General features: G+C 43.8%; 16 protein-coding genes. 10 read left to right on the forward strand and 6 right to left on the reverse strand.

Features of this window, described 5'->3' with window-relative positions; all coding sequences use genetic code 11:
• Positions 1–84: 84 nt before the first annotated feature.
• The 8 genes from gyrA to PCC7418_RS12105 all read left to right on the forward strand — a co-directional run bounded on the left by gyrA (position 85) and on the right by PCC7418_RS12105 (position 10,481).
• Positions 85–2,631, forward strand: coding sequence for a DNA gyrase subunit A (gyrA, locus tag PCC7418_RS12070; RefSeq protein ID WP_015226469.1), 2,547 nt, complete (start codon positions 85–87; stop codon positions 2,629–2,631).
• Positions 2,632–3,568: 937 nt separating this feature from the next.
• The gene (locus PCC7418_RS12075; RefSeq protein WP_015226470.1) at positions 3,569–3,946 is read left to right on the forward strand and encodes a hypothetical protein; all 378 of its coding nucleotides are present in this window, start codon (positions 3,569–3,571) and stop codon (positions 3,944–3,946) included.
• Between the two features lie 279 nt (positions 3,947–4,225).
• Positions 4,226–4,345, forward strand: a complete 120-nt coding sequence (locus PCC7418_RS12080; protein ID WP_015226471.1) for a photosystem II reaction center protein I — start codon at positions 4,226–4,228, stop codon at positions 4,343–4,345.
• Positions 4,346–4,606: 261 nt separating this feature from the next.
• Positions 4,607–5,029, forward strand: a complete 423-nt coding sequence (locus tag PCC7418_RS12085; RefSeq protein ID WP_041596640.1) for a Fur family transcriptional regulator — start codon at positions 4,607–4,609, stop codon at positions 5,027–5,029.
• A gap of 107 nt (positions 5,030–5,136) precedes the next feature.
• Positions 5,137–7,797 carry an RNA helicase gene (locus PCC7418_RS12090; RefSeq protein WP_216086740.1) on the forward strand — a complete coding sequence of 887 codons (2,661 nt, stop codon included), beginning with the start codon at positions 5,137–5,139 and terminating at the stop codon, positions 7,795–7,797.
• 612 nt (positions 7,798–8,409) lie between these two features.
• Positions 8,410–8,976 carry a Crp/Fnr family transcriptional regulator gene (locus tag PCC7418_RS12095; RefSeq protein ID WP_015226474.1) on the forward strand — a complete coding sequence of 189 codons (567 nt, stop codon included), beginning with the start codon at positions 8,410–8,412 and terminating at the stop codon, positions 8,974–8,976.
• A gap of 30 nt (positions 8,977–9,006) precedes the next feature.
• Positions 9,007–9,609 carry a DUF1517 domain-containing protein gene (locus PCC7418_RS12100; RefSeq protein WP_015226475.1) on the forward strand — a complete coding sequence of 201 codons (603 nt, stop codon included), beginning with the start codon at positions 9,007–9,009 and terminating at the stop codon, positions 9,607–9,609.
• Positions 9,606–10,481, forward strand: coding sequence for a hypothetical protein (locus PCC7418_RS12105; RefSeq protein WP_015226476.1), 876 nt, complete (start codon positions 9,606–9,608; stop codon positions 10,479–10,481). Before PCC7418_RS12100 ends, PCC7418_RS12105 begins: the two co-directional genes overlap by 4 nt.
• 374 nt (positions 10,482–10,855) lie before the next feature.
• Here the strand turns inward: PCC7418_RS12105 and PCC7418_RS12110 are convergent, their stop codons facing one another.
• The 6 genes from PCC7418_RS12110 to PCC7418_RS12135 form a co-directional block, all read right to left on the reverse strand.
• Entirely contained in the window at positions 10,856–11,539 is a 684-nt protein-coding gene (locus PCC7418_RS12110) for a PspA/IM30 family protein (protein WP_041596252.1), read from the reverse strand.
• 291 nt (positions 11,540–11,830) lie between these two features.
• On the reverse strand, positions 11,831–13,015 hold the full coding sequence (locus PCC7418_RS12115; protein ID WP_015226478.1) for a Na/Pi symporter: 1,185 nt from the start codon (positions 13,013–13,015) through the stop codon (positions 11,831–11,833).
• A complete protein-coding gene (locus tag PCC7418_RS12120; protein WP_015226479.1) occupies positions 13,012–13,590 on the reverse strand; it encodes a Uma2 family endonuclease in 579 nt (192 codons plus the stop codon). The genes PCC7418_RS12115 and PCC7418_RS12120 overlap by 4 nt, the downstream gene beginning before the upstream one ends.
• A 4-nt stretch (positions 13,591–13,594) precedes the next feature.
• Positions 13,595–16,351, reverse strand: coding sequence for a UPF0182 family protein (locus PCC7418_RS12125; protein WP_015226480.1), 2,757 nt, complete (start codon positions 16,349–16,351; stop codon positions 13,595–13,597).
• Between the two features lie 84 nt (positions 16,352–16,435).
• Complete coding sequence (locus PCC7418_RS12130) at positions 16,436–16,861, reverse strand: TIGR02588 family protein (RefSeq protein ID WP_015226481.1); 426 nt, start codon at positions 16,859–16,861, stop codon at positions 16,436–16,438.
• The gene (locus PCC7418_RS12135) at positions 16,858–17,727 is read right to left on the reverse strand and encodes a TIGR02587 family membrane protein (protein WP_015226482.1); all 870 of its coding nucleotides are present in this window, start codon (positions 17,725–17,727) and stop codon (positions 16,858–16,860) included. The genes PCC7418_RS12130 and PCC7418_RS12135 overlap by 4 nt, the downstream gene beginning before the upstream one ends.
• Positions 17,728–17,789: 62 nt before the next feature.
• On the opposite strand from PCC7418_RS12135, the gene PCC7418_RS12140 reads away from it, so the two are divergent.
• Positions 17,790–18,023: a DUF3134 domain-containing protein gene (locus PCC7418_RS12140; RefSeq protein ID WP_015226483.1), complete on the forward strand. Its 234-nt coding sequence runs from the start codon at positions 17,790–17,792 to the stop codon at positions 18,021–18,023.
• Between the two features lie 109 nt (positions 18,024–18,132).
• Positions 18,133–20,709, forward strand: coding sequence for an alpha-glucan family phosphorylase (gene glgP, locus PCC7418_RS12145; protein ID WP_015226484.1), 2,577 nt, complete (start codon positions 18,133–18,135; stop codon positions 20,707–20,709).
• Positions 20,710–20,814: the final 105 nt, after the last annotated feature.

Raw genomic sequence — 20,814 nt, forward strand, 5'->3', positions numbered from 1 at the left:
GAATCAACAGCATTGATCAGAAAAAATTGGGGAAATTCCCCTTTTTTGTCTTGAATTCTGATTAGAACGGAGTTTTTTAAAGTTATGGCCCCTTCCCAAGAGCGGATTATCCCGACCGAACTGCGAAACGAAATGTCTCAATGTTACCTAGAATACGCGATGAGCGTCATTGTCGGTCGGGCGTTACCTGATGCGCGGGATGGTTTGAAACCCGTCCATCGACGCATTTTGTATGCAATGTATGAATTGGGACTGACGGCGGATCGTCCCTTTCGCAAATGCGCCCGTGTGGTAGGGGAGGTGTTAGGGAAATATCATCCCCATGGAGACACCGCAGTTTATGAGGCACTAGTACGGATGGCGCAACTCTTTTCCATGCGCGATCCATTGATTAATGGTCATGGGAACTTTGGATCAATTGACAATGACCCGCCTGCAGCCATGCGTTACACGGAATGTCGGTTGCAAGCCCTCTCCACAGATGCGCTGCTACAAGATATTGAATCCGATACCGTTGATTTTATTGATAACTTTGATGGGTCGCAACAAGAACCGATGGTTCTCCCATCTCGCGTTCCACAGTTGTTACTCAATGGATCATCAGGGATTGCAGTGGGAATGGCGACGAATATTCCTCCCCATAACTTAGGAGAATTAGTTGATGGCGCGATCGCGCTGATTCACAATCCTGAACTGACCACAACCGAGTTAATGCAATATATCCCAGGTCCAGACTTCCCCACTGGGGGACAAATTTTAGGACGCAGTGGCATTAAATCAGCTTATGCAGAAGGACGCGGATCTATTACGATGCGTGGGGTCGCCGAGATTGAAACCCTCTCGCAAGCGGGAAGACAAGATAAAGAAGCAATTATTGTCACCGAACTGCCTTATCAAAGTAATAAAGCAGCGATTATCGAAAAGATTGCGGAACTGGTCAACGACAAGAAAATTGAAGGGATTTCGGATATTCGGGATGAAAGTGACCGTACAGGAATGCGGATTGTTATTGAACTCCGCCGAGATGCTTACCCGCGAGTGGTGCTGAATAATCTTTATAAACAAACGCCCTTACAAATGAACTTTGGGGCGAATATGTTGGCATTAGTCAACGGAGAACCGCAACACCTGAACTTAAAGAAATTTTTGGAAGTCTTCATTGAGTTTCGTGTTGAAACCATTACCCGTCGCACCAGATATCTCTTACAAAAAGCACAAGAACGGGATCATCTTTTACAAGGTTTATTAATCGCTCTGCAAGATATTGAAGCCGTCATTCGCATCATTCGGGGGGCTGCGGACACACCAACGGCAAAAGCAAGTCTGGTTGAGCATTTTGGACTCTCGGAAGTGCAAACCGATGCCATTTTGCAAATGCAACTGCGACGGTTAACCGCACTCGAAGCCGAAAAAATTGAAGCCGAACACCAAGATTTACTCGCAAAAATCAGCGACTATCAAGATATTCTGGCGCGACGGGAACGCATTGAAGAGATTATTCAAACTGAACTGACTCAAATTAAAGAAAAATATGCAACCCCACGGCGCACCATCATTGAAAGTGCAGAAGGAGAAATTGTTGATCTTGATTTAATTGCCAATGAACAGGCGATTATTCTCGTCACTGAACAAGGCTACATCAAACGGATGCCTGTCAATACCTTTGGCTCACAAAATCGGGCAACGCGAGGGAAGTCAGCAACGAAAATGAAAGAGGATGATGAGATTGAACACTTTATTAGCTGTTGCGATCATGATCATCTGCTCTTTTTCAGCGATCGCGGTGTGGTTTACGCCTTGAGCGCCTATCAAGTGCCAATTGGTTCTCGCACCGCCCGAGGTACTCCTCTACTGCAAATGTTACCCATCAGCCAAGAAGAAAAGATCACCACTGTCTTAGCGGTGCGTGAGTTTACAGAAGAAGACTATCTGATTATGCTCACTCGTCAGGGGAACATCAAGAAAACCTCTCTCTCGGCGTTTAGTAATATTCGCACTAATGGCTTAATTGCCATTTCTCTGGCGGATGAAGACCAACTGCGCTGGGTCCGTCTTGCCAAAGAAAGCGATAGTATTATTATCGGATCGCGCAAAGGGATGGCGATTCATTTTCGGGCGAGTCATGAACAACTGCGACCCCTTGGACGGGCGACGCGGGGGGTGAAAGCGATGAAACTCAAACCCGATGATGAGTTGATCAGCATGGATATTCTACCCGCGCAAGTGATTGCAGAAATGAAGGAAGAGAATAGTGAAGAAGAAGAAGCCACTCAAGAGTTTACCCAACCCGAAACCTTATGGATTTTAGCAATTACGAAAGGGGGTTATGGAAAACGAGTCCCGATTACTCAATTCCGCCTGCAAAATCGGGCGGGTAAGGGCTTAAGTGCCATGAAGTTCCGCAAACAAGACTGTTTAGCAGCCCTGAAAGTGGTGCATGAAGGGGAAGAATTAATGCTTGTGACCAATCGCGGGATTATTATTCGCCAAGGTAGTGATGCGATTCCCAGACAGTCTCGACAAGCGACAGGAGTGCGGGTGCAACGGTTAGATGATGACGACGCGATCGCTGCGGTGGCTTTAGTGCCCCCAGCCGAAGAAGATGAGGAGGAAGAAGGAGAATCGGAATAAGATTTAATACCATTTCGATCAACTAGCACTACATAACGATCCCCCCAAGGGTTCTCCCCTTGCGAAGCCGGAGCCAAGCGTGAGGAGGTTAGGGGGGATTCCCTTAACAAGGGGGGCTAAGGGGGGGATTAACTGTAACTTAACTTTTTAGAAACGGTATAACTCCTGATTGACTGACAAAAGAGCCCATCGGTGTGGTTGGGGAAACCCTCGTGAACAAGAACTTGCGAAATCAGGCTGATACGCAAGGGTCAAAATAAGACCAAATTGACTGGTTTCATAATTATAAGGTATGAAACGCACATCAAACGTCAGTCGGTGGAGAGTAAGGGACTAAGGTCACTAACAATCAAGATCAGGAACGAATTAACCCTCAGATTATCTCTTGATGAGGTCGGTCATCAAGTAGTCAGCCTAAGACGTAAACTCTAGCACCCGCTAGGAAACCTGAGGGAGAGATTGATTCAGAAGCAAAAGCCTGTTGTAATAAACAGGATAAGCGGTTCGACATAGCTCACCGCAAGCTGACGGAATCACTGGTCGGTGGTTAATTATCCCATCGCGCCAAGAGTCACGATTTCTCAGAATTCTGAAAAAATCTGAACTATACTATTAACTTTTGTAAATAAATTAAAGACTGCTTTCCCTCGGGATGATTCCGCTCAACTTCTCTTCTGATCTAGTAAAGCTCGGATTTTAACTTGGTTAAGCTTTTAAGCTCTGTTAAGAAAAAGGCTCTATGTTACCCATTCCCTCGCGATTAATCTGAAAATATTGGGAATAATCTATGGTTTTGGTAAAGTTATATTACTATTTCCTCATTTTCAAGATAATCATGACTATACTGAATTGTTATCAGGTGAAGCTAAGAGAATAGCCAAACTGCATAAAAAAATAAAGTTATAGTTCTGTGATAAAAAAATTGGAGGTCAAGCTAATGCAATTAAGTCAGAATCAAACCCTAACTCAAAATCAATTTGTTGCGGTTATTAAGAGTTTTTTAATTTGGTCTTTTACCCTAACTGTCTGCTTTTTAGTAGTTGGATTTCCAGTGGTTGCTGTGATTACAGCGATTACTTCTGTTTTCGCGATCGCGCTGCAATCAATCTTGCCTGTCAGTGCTGTTTTACTCGTGGCAAGTAGCGTGATTGGTATGAATGTTTTAGCGATTTTATTAATTTCTGCTGGCTTAACCTTAAAAGGAATTCATCCCCAACAAGTCAGTTGGTTACGGTGGTTACATGGCAAAGGCAGCCTCAAACAAACTGCTCGATTTGCATCTTGTCCCATTACTTGCAGCTTAGTTAAAGAATAAATCTATGATTTGTTGTTTGTTCTTTGTTCCTAGTTCTTCGGAATACCCGTTACCTAACACCACTCAGAAAGCCTTCGATTGGAAATCAAAGGACGGGGCTGACCAACGCTCAGAGATTACGCCTTCCTAAACGGAAATCTCTGACTTCCAGTTTAACTTCTTGCTAGAAGCGACTTGGGTTAAGTATCATGAAGATGTTACTCTCAATATTTAACAAAATCCAAGCCGTTGGGCTGGGATGTGTCAACCCTTAGTTAACTTAAAACCCGCTAATTAATTATGCTCACACTGAAAATTGCTGTTTATCTCGTTGTTGGTTTCTTCGTTAGTTTATTTGTCTTTGGTTTCTTATCTAACGACCCTGCTCGTAACCCCAACCGTCAAGACTTAGATAACTAAATATCTGCGATCGCATGATGGATCGGGCGGGAAGTTCTCGCTCGATTTTTAATTTTCCTGAGCAATAAGCTAAAGTAGGAATGAGTATGAGTAATATAGGCTAACTCTAGCTATATTATTTAAACATTATTCCCTAGCGAGAAGTTTATCTTTTCTGAAAAGCTGGGGTGTCCCTGTAGCAAGAACGACAACCCGCTTGATCTTATGATTAGAATTGAAAACGAACGTCATTCTGCAACGCCCAAAGCCTCAAACCCAAAAATGACAACAGCCTCATTAGAAGACGCTTTAGCACAATGTCAAAAACAAGGGATGCGCCTGAGTCGTCAACGGCGTTCAATTTTGGAACTGTTGTGGCGATGTGAGGAACATCTCTCGGCGAGAGAAATTTATGATCGCTTAAATCAAGAAGGAAAAGACATCGGACACACCTCAGTCTATCAAAACTTAGAAGCCCTCTCTAGTCATGGCATCATTGAATGTGTGGAACGGTGTGAAGGACGCTTGTATGGTCATATCAGCGAAGCCCACAGCCACATTAACTGCGTCGATAGCGGTAAAATTATAGATATCTATGTGGAATTGCCAGAGGACTTAATCCAAGAAATTGAAGACCGCACTGGCATCGAAATTACCGATTATCGTATTAATTTCTACGGTCGCCAGAAGTCCCTTAGTGAGTAATAATTAACATGAGGGAGGGAGAACGGTTGATTCCCTACGGCTCAATCTAACTAACATTAAGATGTTCCAAGGAACGAATAACAAAAAACAAAGAACAAAGAACCAAAATATCAGTGAGTGTTTTTCCCGCCGAATTAGATTTAAAAACGCTGTTTCCCTTTGAACTGGATAACTTTCAAATCCGCGCGATCGCTGCTTTAGAGGCGAAAAAATCCGTAGTCGTTTCTGTGCCCACAGGCTCTGGAAAAACTTTAGTCGGAGAATATGCCATTCATCGCGCCCTTGCTAGAGGGAAACGGGTGTTTTATACGACCCCACTGAAAGCACTTTCTAACCAAAAACTCCGTGACTTTCAAGAAACTTTTGGTTCGGATCAGGTGGGACTGCTAACAGGGGATATTTCTGTCAATCGCAATGCAGGAGTTGTAGTAATGACGACAGAAATTTTCCGCAATATGCTCTACGGAACATCCATTGGAGAAGTGGGAACCTCTCTGGAAAATGTGGAAGCAGTGGTTTTAGACGAATGTCACTACATGAATGATCCCAATCGGGGAACGGTTTGGGAAGAATCAATTATTTATTGTCCGAAAAGTGTGCAGTTGGTTGCCCTTTCTGCAACCATTGCCAATGCGGGACAACTCACAGACTGGATTAATAACATTCATGGCCCCACAGAATTGGTTAAGTCTGATCACCGTCCGATTCCGCTCGAATTTTATTTTAGTAATCCTAAAGGATTGTTTCCCCTCCTCAACGACCAACAAACCAAAATTAATCCGCGTCTCAAACCGAAGAAAAAAAGCAATAAAACCCGCGTCAGTAAATCCGATTGTCCGAGTTTAAAAGCGGTGGTCGAACAGTTAGCCCAACGGGAGATGCTCCCTGCCATTTATTTTATTTTTAGCCGTCGTGGCTGTGACCAATCCGTACAGCAACTGAATGGGGTTTCTTTAGTCACTGCTGAAGAAAGTCAACACATTCAGCAGCATCTGCAAAACTTTTTAGAACGACATCCTGAAGGGGCGAGGGCAGGTCAAATTGAACCTTTAACTCGTGGTATTGCAGCGCATCACGCGGGGGTTTTACCCGCTTGGAAAGGCTTAGTAGAAGAACTGTTTACTCATGGCTTAGTCAAGGTTGTTTTTGCCACAGAAACCCTCGCTGCGGGGGTAAATATGCCTGCGCGAACGACAGTGATTTCTTCCCTCTCGAAACGAACAGATCAAGGACATCGCTTATTACGGGCTTCGGAATTTCTGCAAATGTCAGGACGTGCGGGACGACGAGGTATGGATGAACGGGGAAACGTGGTTTGTGTGCAGACGCGGTTTGAAGGGGCAAAAGAAGCTGCTTATTTAGCTACCCAAAAGTCTGATCCCTTGGTCAGTCAGTTTACCCCCACTTATGGCATGGTACTGAACTTACTGCAACGCCAGACGATTCAAGAAGCAAAATCCTTATTAGAGCGCAGTTTTGCGGAATATTTAGCCAATCAGAAATTGATTCCCGAACAAAAAGCGATCGCGCAGTTAACTCAAGAAATCACCCGCATTGATTTTGAAATTGCCTCCATTCCTCGGGAATACTTCCAGCAATACCAAAAACTGCAAGGACAACTGAAAGAAGAACGCAGAATTCTTAAATATTTAGACCGTCAAGCTCAGCGCGATCGCGCTCCTGCTCTTGCTGCTGCTGTTTCAGAAGTGCGAGCCGGGGATTTACTCTATCTCAAGGGCAAATATGTCACGGTGTCTTCTCCTTTACCCGCCGTGTTAATCGATAAAGTTGCCACTGCTGGACAACCGCCTTTGTTAATCACCCTTGCTGCGGATAATCGCTGGTATATTGCCACGCAAGGAGATGTTTGCGCGATCGGAGAAGTGTTATTACCCGAATCGGCGCTCACTAACATCCGACCCCCAGCAGACTTAGAACTTAAACCTGGAAAACGGCGTAAAGGCGACGAAACCACTGCTGAAATTGCCCAACGGATGGAAAATGTCACTCCCCCTGCAGTTGATCCGCCAGAAGTGGAAGCGCAAAAAGCCAAAATTAAGGATCTGCAAAAGCGATTGAACGAGCATCCGTTGCAACAATGGGGACAACCGAAAGAAGTGATTAAAACCTATAACCGTCGTCAACAACTGCAAGAAGAACTAGAACAACATCACAGCAATACCCGAGAAAATCAATCGCAACATTGGCGAGAGTTCATCGAGATTTGTGAAGTCTTAGAAACTTTTGGCGGGTTAGAGAATTACAAACCCACCTCCCTCGGGGAAACGGCTGCTGCCATTCGGGGGGATAATGAATTATGGTTAGGGCTTGCTCTGCGGTCTGGAGAATTTGATGAACTCAGTCCCGCCTATCTCGCTGCTGCAAGTTGTGCCTTAATTACTGAAACCCCTCGCCCTGATAGTGAAAGTTATTTCCCCCCACCGATGCCCGTGATTCATGCTCTCAGCGAATTGCGTGGTGTACGGCGAGAATTATTTCAAGTCCAACGACGACATCGGGTTGCGATTCCCCTCTGGTTAGAACCCGATTTAATTGGTTTGGTGGAACAATGGGTGGAAGGAATTGATTGGAATGAACTTTGTGAAGCGACAACCTTAGATGAAGGCGACTTAGTGCGGATTTTACGGCGGACACGAGATTTCCTCTCCCAAATCCCCCATGTTCCTCATCTTGCTGCTTCTCTCCGAACCAATGCTCGACTGGCGGTGGAACAGATGGAACGCTTCCCTGTTTTAGAATTTGAATAAAACTATAGCGCTACGCGCTAGGCAAGAGGCAAGAGTAAGGTATATAGCACTTCCCAATCTCATGAGGTACATTCTAAATTTTGGTTCTTTGTTCTTTGTTCTTCGTTCTTTGTTGGTTTTTAATCAATGAACCACGAACCATGAACCATGAACCATGAACATCCACCGACTCGCATTACGTACCTCAACCAACTAGGAAACGCTATAGGTGAGTTTCAACATTTTGGAATGTCCTAACCTGATTTTGTAGCGCTATATTTAAGTTATGGGTTATTTGTGATAGAGAGAGGTTTTATCAGTAACAAGAAACACATTAAAAACACTGACCAACGGTCATCCGCAGGCTCCGTCGTCTCACGGCGGAGTACGGATGACTCGCTTTGTCTCTCAATCGACTCAGAAACACGATACTTAAGTGTGGTCACACAACTCTCAAGGTTACAAAGGATTAATCATTTGCTTACTCAGGATTAAACTAACCTTAACAAAGGGAATTGAAAGTTATGTTAAGTTATGACTAGTCGGGAAGCGAGAATTAGTTAATAATTATAAATTAGAGAAAATACTGAAAAAACTTATATTCCTCTAACACCCAGCAAGAGACTCGTTGAGATGGCTTTAACTACAGAATTCCCCAGTATCCCTAAACAACTGACGCGCCTCCCCTTTAGTCGCAATGATTGTATTCCCGCCCGCCCCGATTTATTGTGGTCATTGGATTGGGGAATTGTACGGACTTTGACCTGGAACGAAGAAGGAACGAGTATTATATTAGGTTACTGGGGAGCAGGTGATGTGGTGGGTCAGCCCTTATCTGGGGTCTATCCCTACCAGATTGAATGTTTGACCAGTGTAGAAGCAACCTCTGTTCCTGCCGATCAATGGTATCGCTTTATGGATGGGATTATGGCTCATTCCCAAGCCACAGAAGAATTGTTTAGTATTGTCCGTAGTGAGCGCGTTTACAATCGTTTAGACAAACTGCTGATTTGGTTAGGGAATAAGTTTGGTCGCAGCGTGAGTCAAGGCATTTTAATTGAGTTACGTTTAACTCATCAGAATATTGCAGAATTAATTGGGACAACCCGAGTCACCGTTACCAAGTTATTAAAAGAACTGGAAGCGGAAGGAAAAATTCTCCGACAGCAGCGACACTATATTATCCTTCGTCGGGGATAATAAGAAAAAGACTGAATTGGAAAACCGATTATGGCTGGATGGCGCGATCGCGTAGAAAAATTAAGAGGTCGGACTCGCTTTGTTGTCTTAAGAATCATGTTACACCTGTCTGGAGAGGAAGCCCCGCCCCAACTGGGTGTTTTGAACCGAGTGGCTCAACGCGCGATCGAAGAAGAAGGTGATTTAGATGTGATGGGAGAGGGATTAGTCGAAATTTGTGAATCCCTCTTGCGTATTCCCAGCAGTTGGCAAGCGGTTGCCAATGAAGGGGATGTCTTTTGGGATGAAGGAGAAGCAGGAGACTACGTTAACGAACTATTTACAGATTCGGCTCAACGTTATCTCAGTGATGTCATTGCTGATGATAATGGAGAAGAGGAGGATACCTTATCACTTCCCATTAGCCGTAACGTTGTCCTCATGCTGACAGTGGCTTACACCGGAGAAATGGAATCCCTTGAAACCGACTTATCTGATTTTGAAGCCCTGCAAGACGCTCTGAAAGACTTAATCAATCTCCATCACAACACCCGTTTTCGCGCTATTCAAATTCATTTCTCACCCGCTCATTTTGGTGATGAACTCACCAACGACCAAGTCATTGAAAATTTTCCGGAGTTAATTCCCTTATGAACTCTTTATTTAGGCGTACTCTGATTACAATTATGGTTGTCTCTCTCACTTGGACAACCGTTGCCTGTGGCGGTAATCAACCTCAACAACGCTCGGAACAAGCCATTAACAACACAACAAATAATACTCAACGCAGTCTTCCTGATGGTAAATATGAACTGCAACAAGCCAGTTACGATGATGTCAGTGGCGATTATCGGTTGTTCCTCTTTAATGCCAATCCCCCTGTTTTAGAACGAGACAATATCAAAATGGCGCGATTGACCCCAGAAGAGGTAGAAAATGGGCAAAATAGCTATCTTCTAGTGGAAAATGGAGAATACTCTCTACACTTAGCGGAAGACTTTCGCATTGAGTACATTCATGGTGTCGCTGAAACCCGTACCGATCCCAATACTGGACAAGAAGAACGAGTGATTGTCCGTCGAGAATCGAACTTCTGGACACCGTTTGCTGGTGCTTTAGCGGGTCAAGCGATCGGAAGTCTGCTGTTTCAACCGCAATATTATGTTCCCCCAGCTTATCAATCGGGGACAAGTGTTCTGACTGGTTATGGTGGGTATGGCTCAACTTATTCCGAAGCGGTGGATCGTTACCAAGACCGCTATCAATCTCCTCCACCCTCGGTTCAAAACAAACGAGCACAAGTGAGAACCACAGGTAATATCAACCGTTCCCCATCAACCAATACCAATACACGCACTCGAACGAATAATTCAGGGCGTAGCACAGGTTCTGGAGTCGGTACGAATACTCTGAGAAGTAATGATAGTGGCAAGTCCTCGAAAACGCGAACTCGTAAATCCCGAGGGAGTAGTTTTGGTTCCGGAACGCGATCGCGCAGTCGCTCTCGGGGTCGTAGAAGACGCTAGAGGTAAAACCAGATCATTCACAATAAGGAGCTGACAGGGGGATCGCTCTCGATTAAACATCCCCCTCTTTCTCGCCATCAATAAATTGATCGCGTGGAGAAGTCAATTTCCGTTATGAGGAACTTACTCAAACTTGACCATAGCTTCTAAAAGCCTGATAGAGTCTGATGTCCACTTCCTGCTTCCTTTCCATTGGATCTTTCCTAGCAACGTCGGCGTTATCTAGTCCACAGGCTAACACGATGTAACTCACCGCTAAAAATGACTTATCCTTTAACTGTCTTGGTTATCGATCAGTTAAACTCAGCCACCCCACGATTATAGTATTTAATTTGACCAACTAAGTTAAGAAATGGTTAACTTTTAACTTTCTGTTAAAAGCCCTCTAGACGGCGAGAGACTTCATCTTCCAAGGTCATATTATCCATTTTCTCATCTAAACTTTCTGATGGACTTTTAGACATTTCATACAAGGCTTGGACTTCTGCTTGTCGGTCACTGACTGCTTCCTTCGCTGCTTCAAACTGAGACTTTGCCGAATCAATATTGTAATTATTATTAACTGCTGCCATTTGCGATAAGGCCTGATTGACTTCTTGAATCGCTTGCATATTAGCAAGTTCACTTTTATAAGTTTCTAACTTTTCTTTTTCTCGGGTCAGTTGTTCCTTTGCTGCTTGCACAAATTTCTCTGCATTTTCAACATTTTCCTTGAGTTGAGGTAAAATCTTTTCTAACTGGATCGCTTGGATCATCGTTAGACGAGCAGCTTCTGTATTCCCCTGAGCCTTTAAGGTTTTCGCTTTGGTTTCTAAGTCTTTGAACTCTTGAACTTTAGCGCTATAGCGTTCTTCCGCTTGTTGATAATTATTCACTTGTACTGTCACTGCTTGGGTGAGTTGTTCCACTGAGTTTTGCATTTCCTGCAATGAGGCTTGCGCGGTACTGACTGCTTCTTCTTGTTGCGAAGGTTCAGAAATGCCGAAAAGCCAGTTCCAAGTGACAATAATAAGCCTCCCTGCTCTTTCGCCAAAGAAACCATAAATAAACTTTTTCATACCCATTGTTCGTTCTTGTTGTTGTGATGTGTTTATGCCAAAAATTCAGAAGTGTTTCTTTGCAGTGTATCGAATTTTGGGCTGACATTGACCTCTAAATCAATTGTAAATCATCCCCCCTTCACCCCCACCCCCCTTACATCCCCGCTATTAGGGGAGAGAGAGGGGGTTTCCCCTAACCTCCTCACCCTTGGCTCTGGCTTCAATAAGGGGAATCCCCCTAGCTGCCCTTTGTCAGGGGGGAAAATCAAGTTGTTACATAAGAATTAGGACTGCTATATCAACTCTAATTTAGCCAAGACCCATCCTTTCAGGAGTTTTTTGGAGGACGAAGAAAAAGCCTAAAAACAGGGCTGGTAAAACTAGAAAAAATGTAACCAGATATCCTAACGCAGCCAACTTATATCGGGTTGCCATATCCGCTAAAAAACGCGCTCCCTTAATTGGAATATCCCGGATCATCGGTGTGGAATAAATGATTAAAACCCCCAAAGAATTATAAAGGAAGTGAACAAGAGCAATTTCTAATCCTGGTAAAGCTGCATTCCCTGTAAAAGCAGTTGCTGCAAGGAGGGCGGTTAAACAAGTGCCAATATTTGCCCCTAAAGTAAATGGATAAATTTGTTCTAAAGTAAATACACCATTACCCGCTAGAGGAATCATTAAACTGGTGGTTGCAGAAGAGGATTGAATTAAACAAGTGATTCCCGTTCCTGCTAAAATACTAATAACAGGATGAGTGCCGATCGCGCTGTTTAAAATCAGTCTTGCTTTTCCAATTAATAAGTATTTTAAGAGTTTACTGAGATAAAAAATACTGCCAAAAATCAAAACAAGACCAAAAACAGCTAAAGCAATCCCATCTAGTTTCGGCGGTAAGGATTGAGTGAATCTCAAGACTTGATTCAAAAGTGGATTAATAAACCAATCTAAAATATTGAAATCAAATAAATTCCAGCTTGAACCGAAATTGATTAATAAATTTCCTAGATATTTAGCACTATTTTCCAAGCCATGAAACATAATTTCTAAGGGAAAAAATAATACTAAACAGCAGAAATTAAAGCAATCATGAATGGTTGCTGCTGCAAACGCTCGTTTGAACTCTTCTGAAGCGTTGAGATGTCCTAAACTAACAATGGTATTGGTGATGGTTGTACCCACATTTGCGCCCATAATGATGGGAACGGCTGTTGAAACTGGTAAACCCCCTGCTACTAAACTCACCGCGATCGCGCTAACCGTACTCGACGATTGAATCAAAGCAGTGGCTAAAATACCAATCATTAACCCTAAAAACGGATTGCTTGCAAAGGCAAATAAGCCTTCTGCTTCTGAGCCAAATGCAAACTCAAAGCCTGTACTAATCAGACGAACACCAACTAAGAGAAAATATAAAAGTCCACTAACAGCAATCCAGTTTAAGACGGAATGATTGCGCCATTCTTTTAAAGAATTAAGAAAAAAATGATTCACTTGAATGTCACTTGATCATAAATATCAGCCCAAGAAATCGTCATTCCACCTCCCCCTAATGTCAAAATGGAATCTAACCCTTGATACTCCGTAAATAACCATTGGTTGGTATCAGTTTTACGGTAATGTTCAATTCGGGGAGAATACTGATCAATTAAAACATATTCTTGGAAAGAAGGAATACTGCGATAGAACTTAAACTTCTCATTTTTATCATAATTTTCTGTTGAATGAGATAAAACTTCTGCAATTAAACAAGGATTGGTTATTGTATCTTTCCGTCCTGCTTGTAATTGTATTTCTCCTTGGATAACCATCACATCAGGGTAAGTATAGGTATTTTTTTCGGGAATCCAGAGTCGCTGATCTGTTACAAAAACACTATATCCTTTACCTTTGAAACCAAAATTCAAAATTGAACCAAAGTTGAGGACAATTCTACCGTGATTCGGTGTTGAGCCTACCATCTTTCTGATTTCACCATCAATATATTCATGACGTTCTTCTGAAGTTACTTCAAAATCAAGATATTCTTGACGGGTATATTGTTTTTGTTCAATCGGTTGAGAAATCATGAAATTACTCCTGATTCAGTTGTTCTAAAATCCCTTCTAACTCTTCAAGTTTATCGCCATATTCTCCCCAATTTCCCGCTTGGGCTGCTTGTTGTGCTTCTCGGTAAATATCGATCGCGCGTTGGGTTAAATCATCAGCGAGGGGAGTTTCTACAGTCGGTTCATCTACAGAAGGTTGAGGAGGAATCGTTTTTTCTCCAAAAACAGCAGAAATGGCTGATTCTAATGTGGGGCGCATGACTAAATTATCTCCATGGGCGACCACTACTCGTTTGAGTTGGGGTAATTCTCCTTGTTCAGCGCGTAAATAAATCGGTTCCACATAAAGAATCGATTCTTCAATGGGAATCACTAATAAATTCCCTCGAATCACTCTTGAACCTTGTTGATCCCAAAGACTCAGTTGTTGCGAAATTTCTGGCGTTTGATCAATTCTTGCTTCGATTTGACTGGGCCCGTAAATTAACTCTTGCTTCGGAAATTCATATAACAATAATTTCCCATAATTCTCGGCATCCGATCGCGCTGCCATCCAAGCAATCATATTATCTTTATTGATCGGTGTAAATGGCAAAATTAAAACAAACTCTGCACTTTCCGCTTGGGGTAAGCGCATAATTGTGTAATAGGGTTCGACTAATTGCTGATTCCCTTCATAGGTTTCTGTCGCAAATCGCCATAAGTCTTCCTGATTGTAAAAGACCTCAGGGTTACTCATGTGATACGCCAAATACATCTGGGTTTGAATTTTGAATAAATCTAGGGGATAGCGGAAATGAGATTTGACTTCTGGGGAAACTTCACTCAGGGAAGTGAATAAACTGGGAAAGATTTTTTGATAAGTTTGAATCAGGGGATCGGATTCATCCGTAACAACAAATTGCAACGTTCCATCATAGGCATCCACAATGACTTTCACCGAATTCCGAACATAATTAAACCCCCCTGCAAGCAGTTGTGTATTTTGTCCCCGTCGTAAAATTGCACCCGCATTATTAATCGCTGAAACGGGTTCTGAATAAGGATAATAATCGCTCACCGTGTAGCCTTCAACAATCCATTTCATGCGACCCTCAATTAAGGTCATATAGGGGTCAGCATCTAACCGTAAAAATGGGGCAACATGATTAATTCTTTGTCGAATATTCCGATAATAATGAATGCGAGATTCTGGTTGAAACTGAGTGGAAATGAGAACTTTAAAGCTGCCTAAATCGTAAGCATAAAATAAGCGTTGCCAAAACGAACCCAGATCAACACCTCCCCCCCCATCATAACGATTGCTCGCATTATCTTCACCTAAGGGATAATCAAACTCATCTTCCACCATCCCTGTAAAAATATAATTATTGGTTTCTTCACCGTAATAAATGCGCGGTTGTTCCACTTCTAAATCAATACTAGAAGCGGGGGGAATATCTTTAATTAATAATTCGGGTAAGCCTTGGGAGGTCACTTGATTGACGGGACTCATGACCAAACCATAGCCATGGGTATATTTCAACCGTTGACTGACCCAGCGATCTTGCGGGGCGCGAGATAACTCCCGTGGCGACAACATGACTTGACGATAGGTATCATTTATGGTATAGCGATCAATATCTACATCCAGAAAATCGTAGTAGGGACGGATTTCTTGCAGTTGTCCATAAGTGGTCAGCAGCGGACGATAATCCCAGAGACGAATATTGCGAACTGTTCCTGCATTTTGTTCAATAACCGCGCGATCAAGCGTTCCTTGGGCGGGATAATTATCTCGTTCCACCTGACTCAGATTATACGCATCTCGGGTGAGGGAAATATTATTTTCAATGTAGGGTCTTTCTTTGGCCAGTTCGTTGGGTTCAACAATAAATTGTTGTTGAAATCCAGGATAAGCCTGATACAGCAGAATATAAATCAGCAGATACAAGCCAATTCCTGTTAAAGGAAGGTTGAGGCTATTTTGTCCCGCAGAGGCGATAAAAACCACCGCCAGGGCTAACCCCATAAATCCCATTCCCGTTAGTGCCGTCAGACGAGCGTGGGTATCGGTAAACCCTGCACCAGAAACAACACCCTCCCCAGAATAGAGTAAATCATACCGTTGTAGCCAAAACTGAAAGGCCATTAAAAAGGCTAATCCCGCTAAGAGTAAACAAATGTGGGCTTTGGCTTCCCCATAAATTAAATATTGCCACCCGCGATTGAGATTAACCGTTCCTTTCAAAATATAAACTGTCCCTGCAACTAGTAATCCCGTGAGAAACAGTGCAAATAACCAATCTTGTAGCCCCTCGTAAAACGGAAGCTGGAACAGATAGAAGCCAAGATCTCGTTCGTAGATGGGATCAGTGCGGTTAAACTCGCTGGCGTTGAGAAATTTGAGTAGCGTATCCCAAGCAGTAATACTCGCCCCAGCAGCCGAAAGGGACATAAAAAAGATAATGACTGGGGCAATATATTTGGGAGCGCGATCGGCATAAAATGAAAGGTCACTCCCTTCTAACAGTCGAATCGTGGAATAGCGAGTGACTCGCATTGCAAACCAGTAATTGAGCCCTAAAAAGAGAGCAAAAATCACAAAACTGCCCACCCAAGTAATTCCTCGCCAAGTGAGCAGAGTCCAAAATACATCTTGAAATCCGATCGCGCTGAACCACCAAGATTCTGTGGTTAAATGGACTAACGTTCCTGAAAAGACTAAAATCAGGATTAGAGCAACCAGAGGCGGAATCAGCCACCGCCAGTTGGGAGTTGCATTCGGTCGTTTCGCTACCATAAATTCCAGTTCGGGCTACGAATTCTATTTTAGGTGTGTTTTTTCTGAAAGTGTTCAATTTTAGGTGTGTTTTTTGAACGTTAATTAACGATAACTTGCCACTCTCACATTTAATTCCCCTTCGCGAGGATCATGAGTGAAGACAAAGTAACCACTTTTCTTTTCTCCAGCAGCCAGAAACGAAATTTCTTGTTCTCCCACTTCTAAATCGTCAGGGGGATGGAGGCTCAAGGAAGCAATCACTTGTACCGATTCCGCAAAACTTCCCCCCACATTTTCTAAAACAAAGGGTTGATAGAACTGTCCTTCTCGAATTTCCACGACCGATTCCGTTTTTACCTGCAAAATAGGGGGAGACTGTTGACTCAAAAGCCAATCATAAAGAATTAACCCAACCAGTGCTAACAGAATGCAACTACTAATCATAAAAGTAATCCATTCTGCACAATTTCGTTTTTGAGAAGTCGAAGAGGCTGCATTGTCTTCAGATTGCTCTTGTGCTTGATTCATATCACTAATCGACCAGCTGCGCCACCAATTGTTGCTGGCAATCCTAAAATCAGGGTATCACTTAGCCATTCTTGCCATGGGTCATCCCAACTTAACTGTTGGAAAAACCATAACATCAGTGCTGAAGCTAACAGACACACCAGATAACAAATTAAGGTTTCATTGATGGGGCGTTGTAAAAACCCTTGTTGTTGGCGACGTTCCTTTTGATTGGTTAACCCTGCGACGAAAACAATACAATAAGAAATGACCAGAGACGAAAGAATAATTAAGATTAACCAGAGAGGAGAAATAGAAGCCGAGAGTAGAGAAACTTCTTCGGTCGGCGCAATACTAAAAGCAACAATCAGTGAACCAATGAGGGTCGCATCTAAATCCGCAAGCAGCGCTTGGAAAATGCTGTTTCGCGGGCGAGGACGAGCTTTTTTGACGGTTCGGGGAGCGCGATCGCCGCGTAGGGTAGAACGGGCTAAAGCCACGCCAATGGCAAAGGGAATACATTCAAAGACTAACTTCCCCAACGCTTCATTCAGGGGGGTATCCAGCGTAATCCGACACAAGAGAATCAAAGAAAACAAAGCGCAAACAATGCCAATGCTCATCGATTCTACCGTTTCCATTAAAGCATCAATCGGTTGAATATCAAGAGAACTGCGGAAACCCTCACTTTGATTCAGTAAATACACAACAAAAAAGGTAATGCCTAACGCCAATAACATCCAAGCGGGGGTGGTACTCGATCCAATCCACCACACTTCAACCGTGTAGAGTAAGGGTAAGCCAAAGAGAAAGCCTCCAGACGCACCTCGTAAGAGATTGAGGATTTCTGCTTGCCAAACCGAGGAAGAATCAGAAGATGGAATCATAGAGAGGGAAAAGCCTTTAGGTTACACTATACTATGGTGTACTCGATGCAACTGCAACAAATATGAATAATCCGTCTCTTCGTCAAGAACCCCGTTACGAACCTGCAACCGTGATTCCGCTTAAACAAGATACCTCTCTGTTGGACTGGCTAGACCAGAATAATCGGCTGATGCCCAGAGAAAGTCTAGAAAGTGAAAATGAGAAATACCTAGAAGAAGATGAAGAAATTGCCCAATTAATGGGAGAAGATTATCGCGGTAGCAACGACGCGATCGCGGACAATGATCTAGGCTAAGCCTCGAAAGCATAATGAACTATTAAGAAATCGGGGTGAGGGGCATAATTGCTTGCAAAATAGTTAGGCGAAAAGTCGGAATTCTATAACACGCCAGCAGAAGAAATCTATGAAGCCAATTCGTACCTTTAACGTTTCGCCGTCCCTCCCCCCAAAACTAGAGCCCTTGAAAAAGCTGGCTTATAATATTCACTGGGATTGGGATATCGAAGCCAAAGACCTGTTTCGACGGTTAGATCAACAATTATGGGAGTCCTGCCGTCATAACCCTGTCTCCTTACTCGGAAATATCAGTCAAGAACGTCTCGCGGAAGTTGCCGAAGATGAAGGCTTTCTTGCCCAAATGGAACGGGCGGAACAACAGTTAGACCTCTATCTCCAAGAACGAACCTGGTTTCGGAAAAATCGCGGTCAAATTGCACAAAAAGAGTGCTATGCGTATTTTTGTGCTGAATACGGTTTAACCGACTGCTTACCCCTTTACTCGGGCGGTTTGGGGGTTTTAGCGGGTGACCATCTCAAATCAGCCAGTGACTTAGGCTTACCCTTGGTTGCAGTCGGGTTACTTTATCAAGAAGGATATTTCTCCCAATACTTAAACGCCGATGGCTGGCAACAAGAAGCCTATCCCATCAACGATTTCAGCAATATGCCCTTGCACTTAGAACACAATCCCGATGGTTCTGAGTTGCGGGTGGAGGTGGACTACCCAGGACGCACGGTTCACGCTCGTGTCTGGCGCATTGATGTGGGGATTGTTCGTCTCTATCTCCTTGATACCAATATTGAAGGGAACTCTGAATACGACCATAACATCACTGATCGGTTGTATGGTGGTGATCTCGATATGCGGATTCACCAAGAAATGATGCTCGGAATTGGGGGTTTCCGCGCCTTAAAAGCCCTTGGTTATACCCCCACCGTTTTCCACCTCAATGAAGGTCACAGCGCGTTCTTGGTGTTAGAACGGATGCGTCGCTTGATTGAAGATGATGGCTTGACCTTTGACGAAGCGAAACAAATGGTACAAGCAAGCCAAATGTTCACCACCCATACCCCCGTTTCCGCAGGGTTTGATATGTTTAACCCCGATCAAACCATGTACTATGTGGGACATTATGCTGATATCTTTGACTTATCCCGAGAAGAATTTTTAGCCATGGGACGGGAAAACACAGGTGATTTATCCTCTCCCTTCAGTATGGCAGCACTCGCCCTCCGCACCAGTTCTTTCCTCAATGGGGTGAGTAAACTCCACGGCGAAGTCTCTCGGGAGATGTTTAAGGGAATGTGGAAAGGACTTCCTGTGGAAGAAGTTCCCATTACCTCGATTACTAATGGTGTTCACGCTCGCAGCGTTGTTACCAAATCCAAACAACAACTTTATGATCGCTACTTGGGCCCAAGCTGGTCAGAAAAAGGACCCGAAAACCCCCTCTGGGAAAAAGTCGATTCTATCCCTGATGAGGAATTGTGGCGTAACCATGAACGCGCTCGTGCGGATATGGTCGTCATGGTGCGAGACTGGTTAGGGAAGAAACTCCGCCAACGCGGTGCAAGTCAAGCGGAGTTAGATAAAGCAACCGAAGTCCTTGATCCTGATGTCTTAACCATTGGTTTTGCCCGTCGTTTTGCCACTTATAAACGGGCGACTCTCTTTCTGCGGGATATTGAGCGCATTAAGAAAATTATCATGGGTAACCCCAATCGCCGTTTACAATTTGTGATTGCCGGGAAAGCTCACCCGAAAGATATGCCAGGGAAAGACTTGATTCGTCAACTGATTCATACCGCGCGAGAGGAAGGGATTGAAGATTATTTAGTCTTTGTTCCCGATTATGATACTCATGTGGCGCGATCCATGGTTTCGGGCTGTGATATTTGGCTCAATACCCCTCGTCGTCCTCGTGAGGCTTCAGGGACTTCTGGCATGAAAGCAGCAATGAATGGACTGCCTAATCTCAGTATTCCCGATGGCTGGTGGGATGAAGCCGACTACACCGCAACGGGTTGGGCGATTGGTCAAGGCGAAATGTACGAAGACCAAGAATATCAAGATGAGGTGGAAGCCAATGCCCTCTACGACCTCTTGGAACAAGAGATTATGCCCTTGTTCTATAATCGCGATGCCAATGGTGTCCCTCGCGGTTGGGTGAAGAAGATGAAAAATGCGATTCGTCTCAATACGCCCCAGTTTAATACGGCGCGGATGTTGCGAGATTATAGTGTTTATGGCTATTTCCCCAGCAGCGATCGTTATTTCGCCATGACCGAGAACAAATATGCCAATGCCAAAGCCGTTGCACAATGGAAAAAACAACTCTTTGAACGGTGGTATGACATCCGCATTGAAAGCATTGATGTTTCCGAAGGAACAGATATTGTTGTCAATGAAACCATTGAGGTGAAAGCGGTTTTAGACTTGGCGGGCTTAAAACCCGATGATGTCAGTGTGGAACTCTATCTGGGCAACCTCAACAGTGATGGCGAAATCGTCAAAGGCACACCGATTCCGATGGAATACACGGGTGAGTCTTCTGCAGCAGGAACAATCTATAAGGGCTCTCTGGTTTATCGCTCCAGTGGCTTACAAGGGTTGTCCTTGCGAGTGCTACCGAAAAACCAATACATGGCCCATCCTCATGAGTTAGGGTTAATCCTTTGGGCTGATGATTGTCAACAGTAATCAATCGTTACTCGGATCTGACTCATGGCGTAATTAACAATCGGGACTTGGGAACTGGAACAAGACATTTCCAACTCCCTGTTCCCGATCGCGCATGATACGCGC

This window comes from Halothece sp. PCC 7418 (assembly GCF_000317635.1).
Classification (GTDB): Bacteria; Cyanobacteriota; Cyanobacteriia; order Cyanobacteriales; family Rubidibacteraceae; genus Halothece.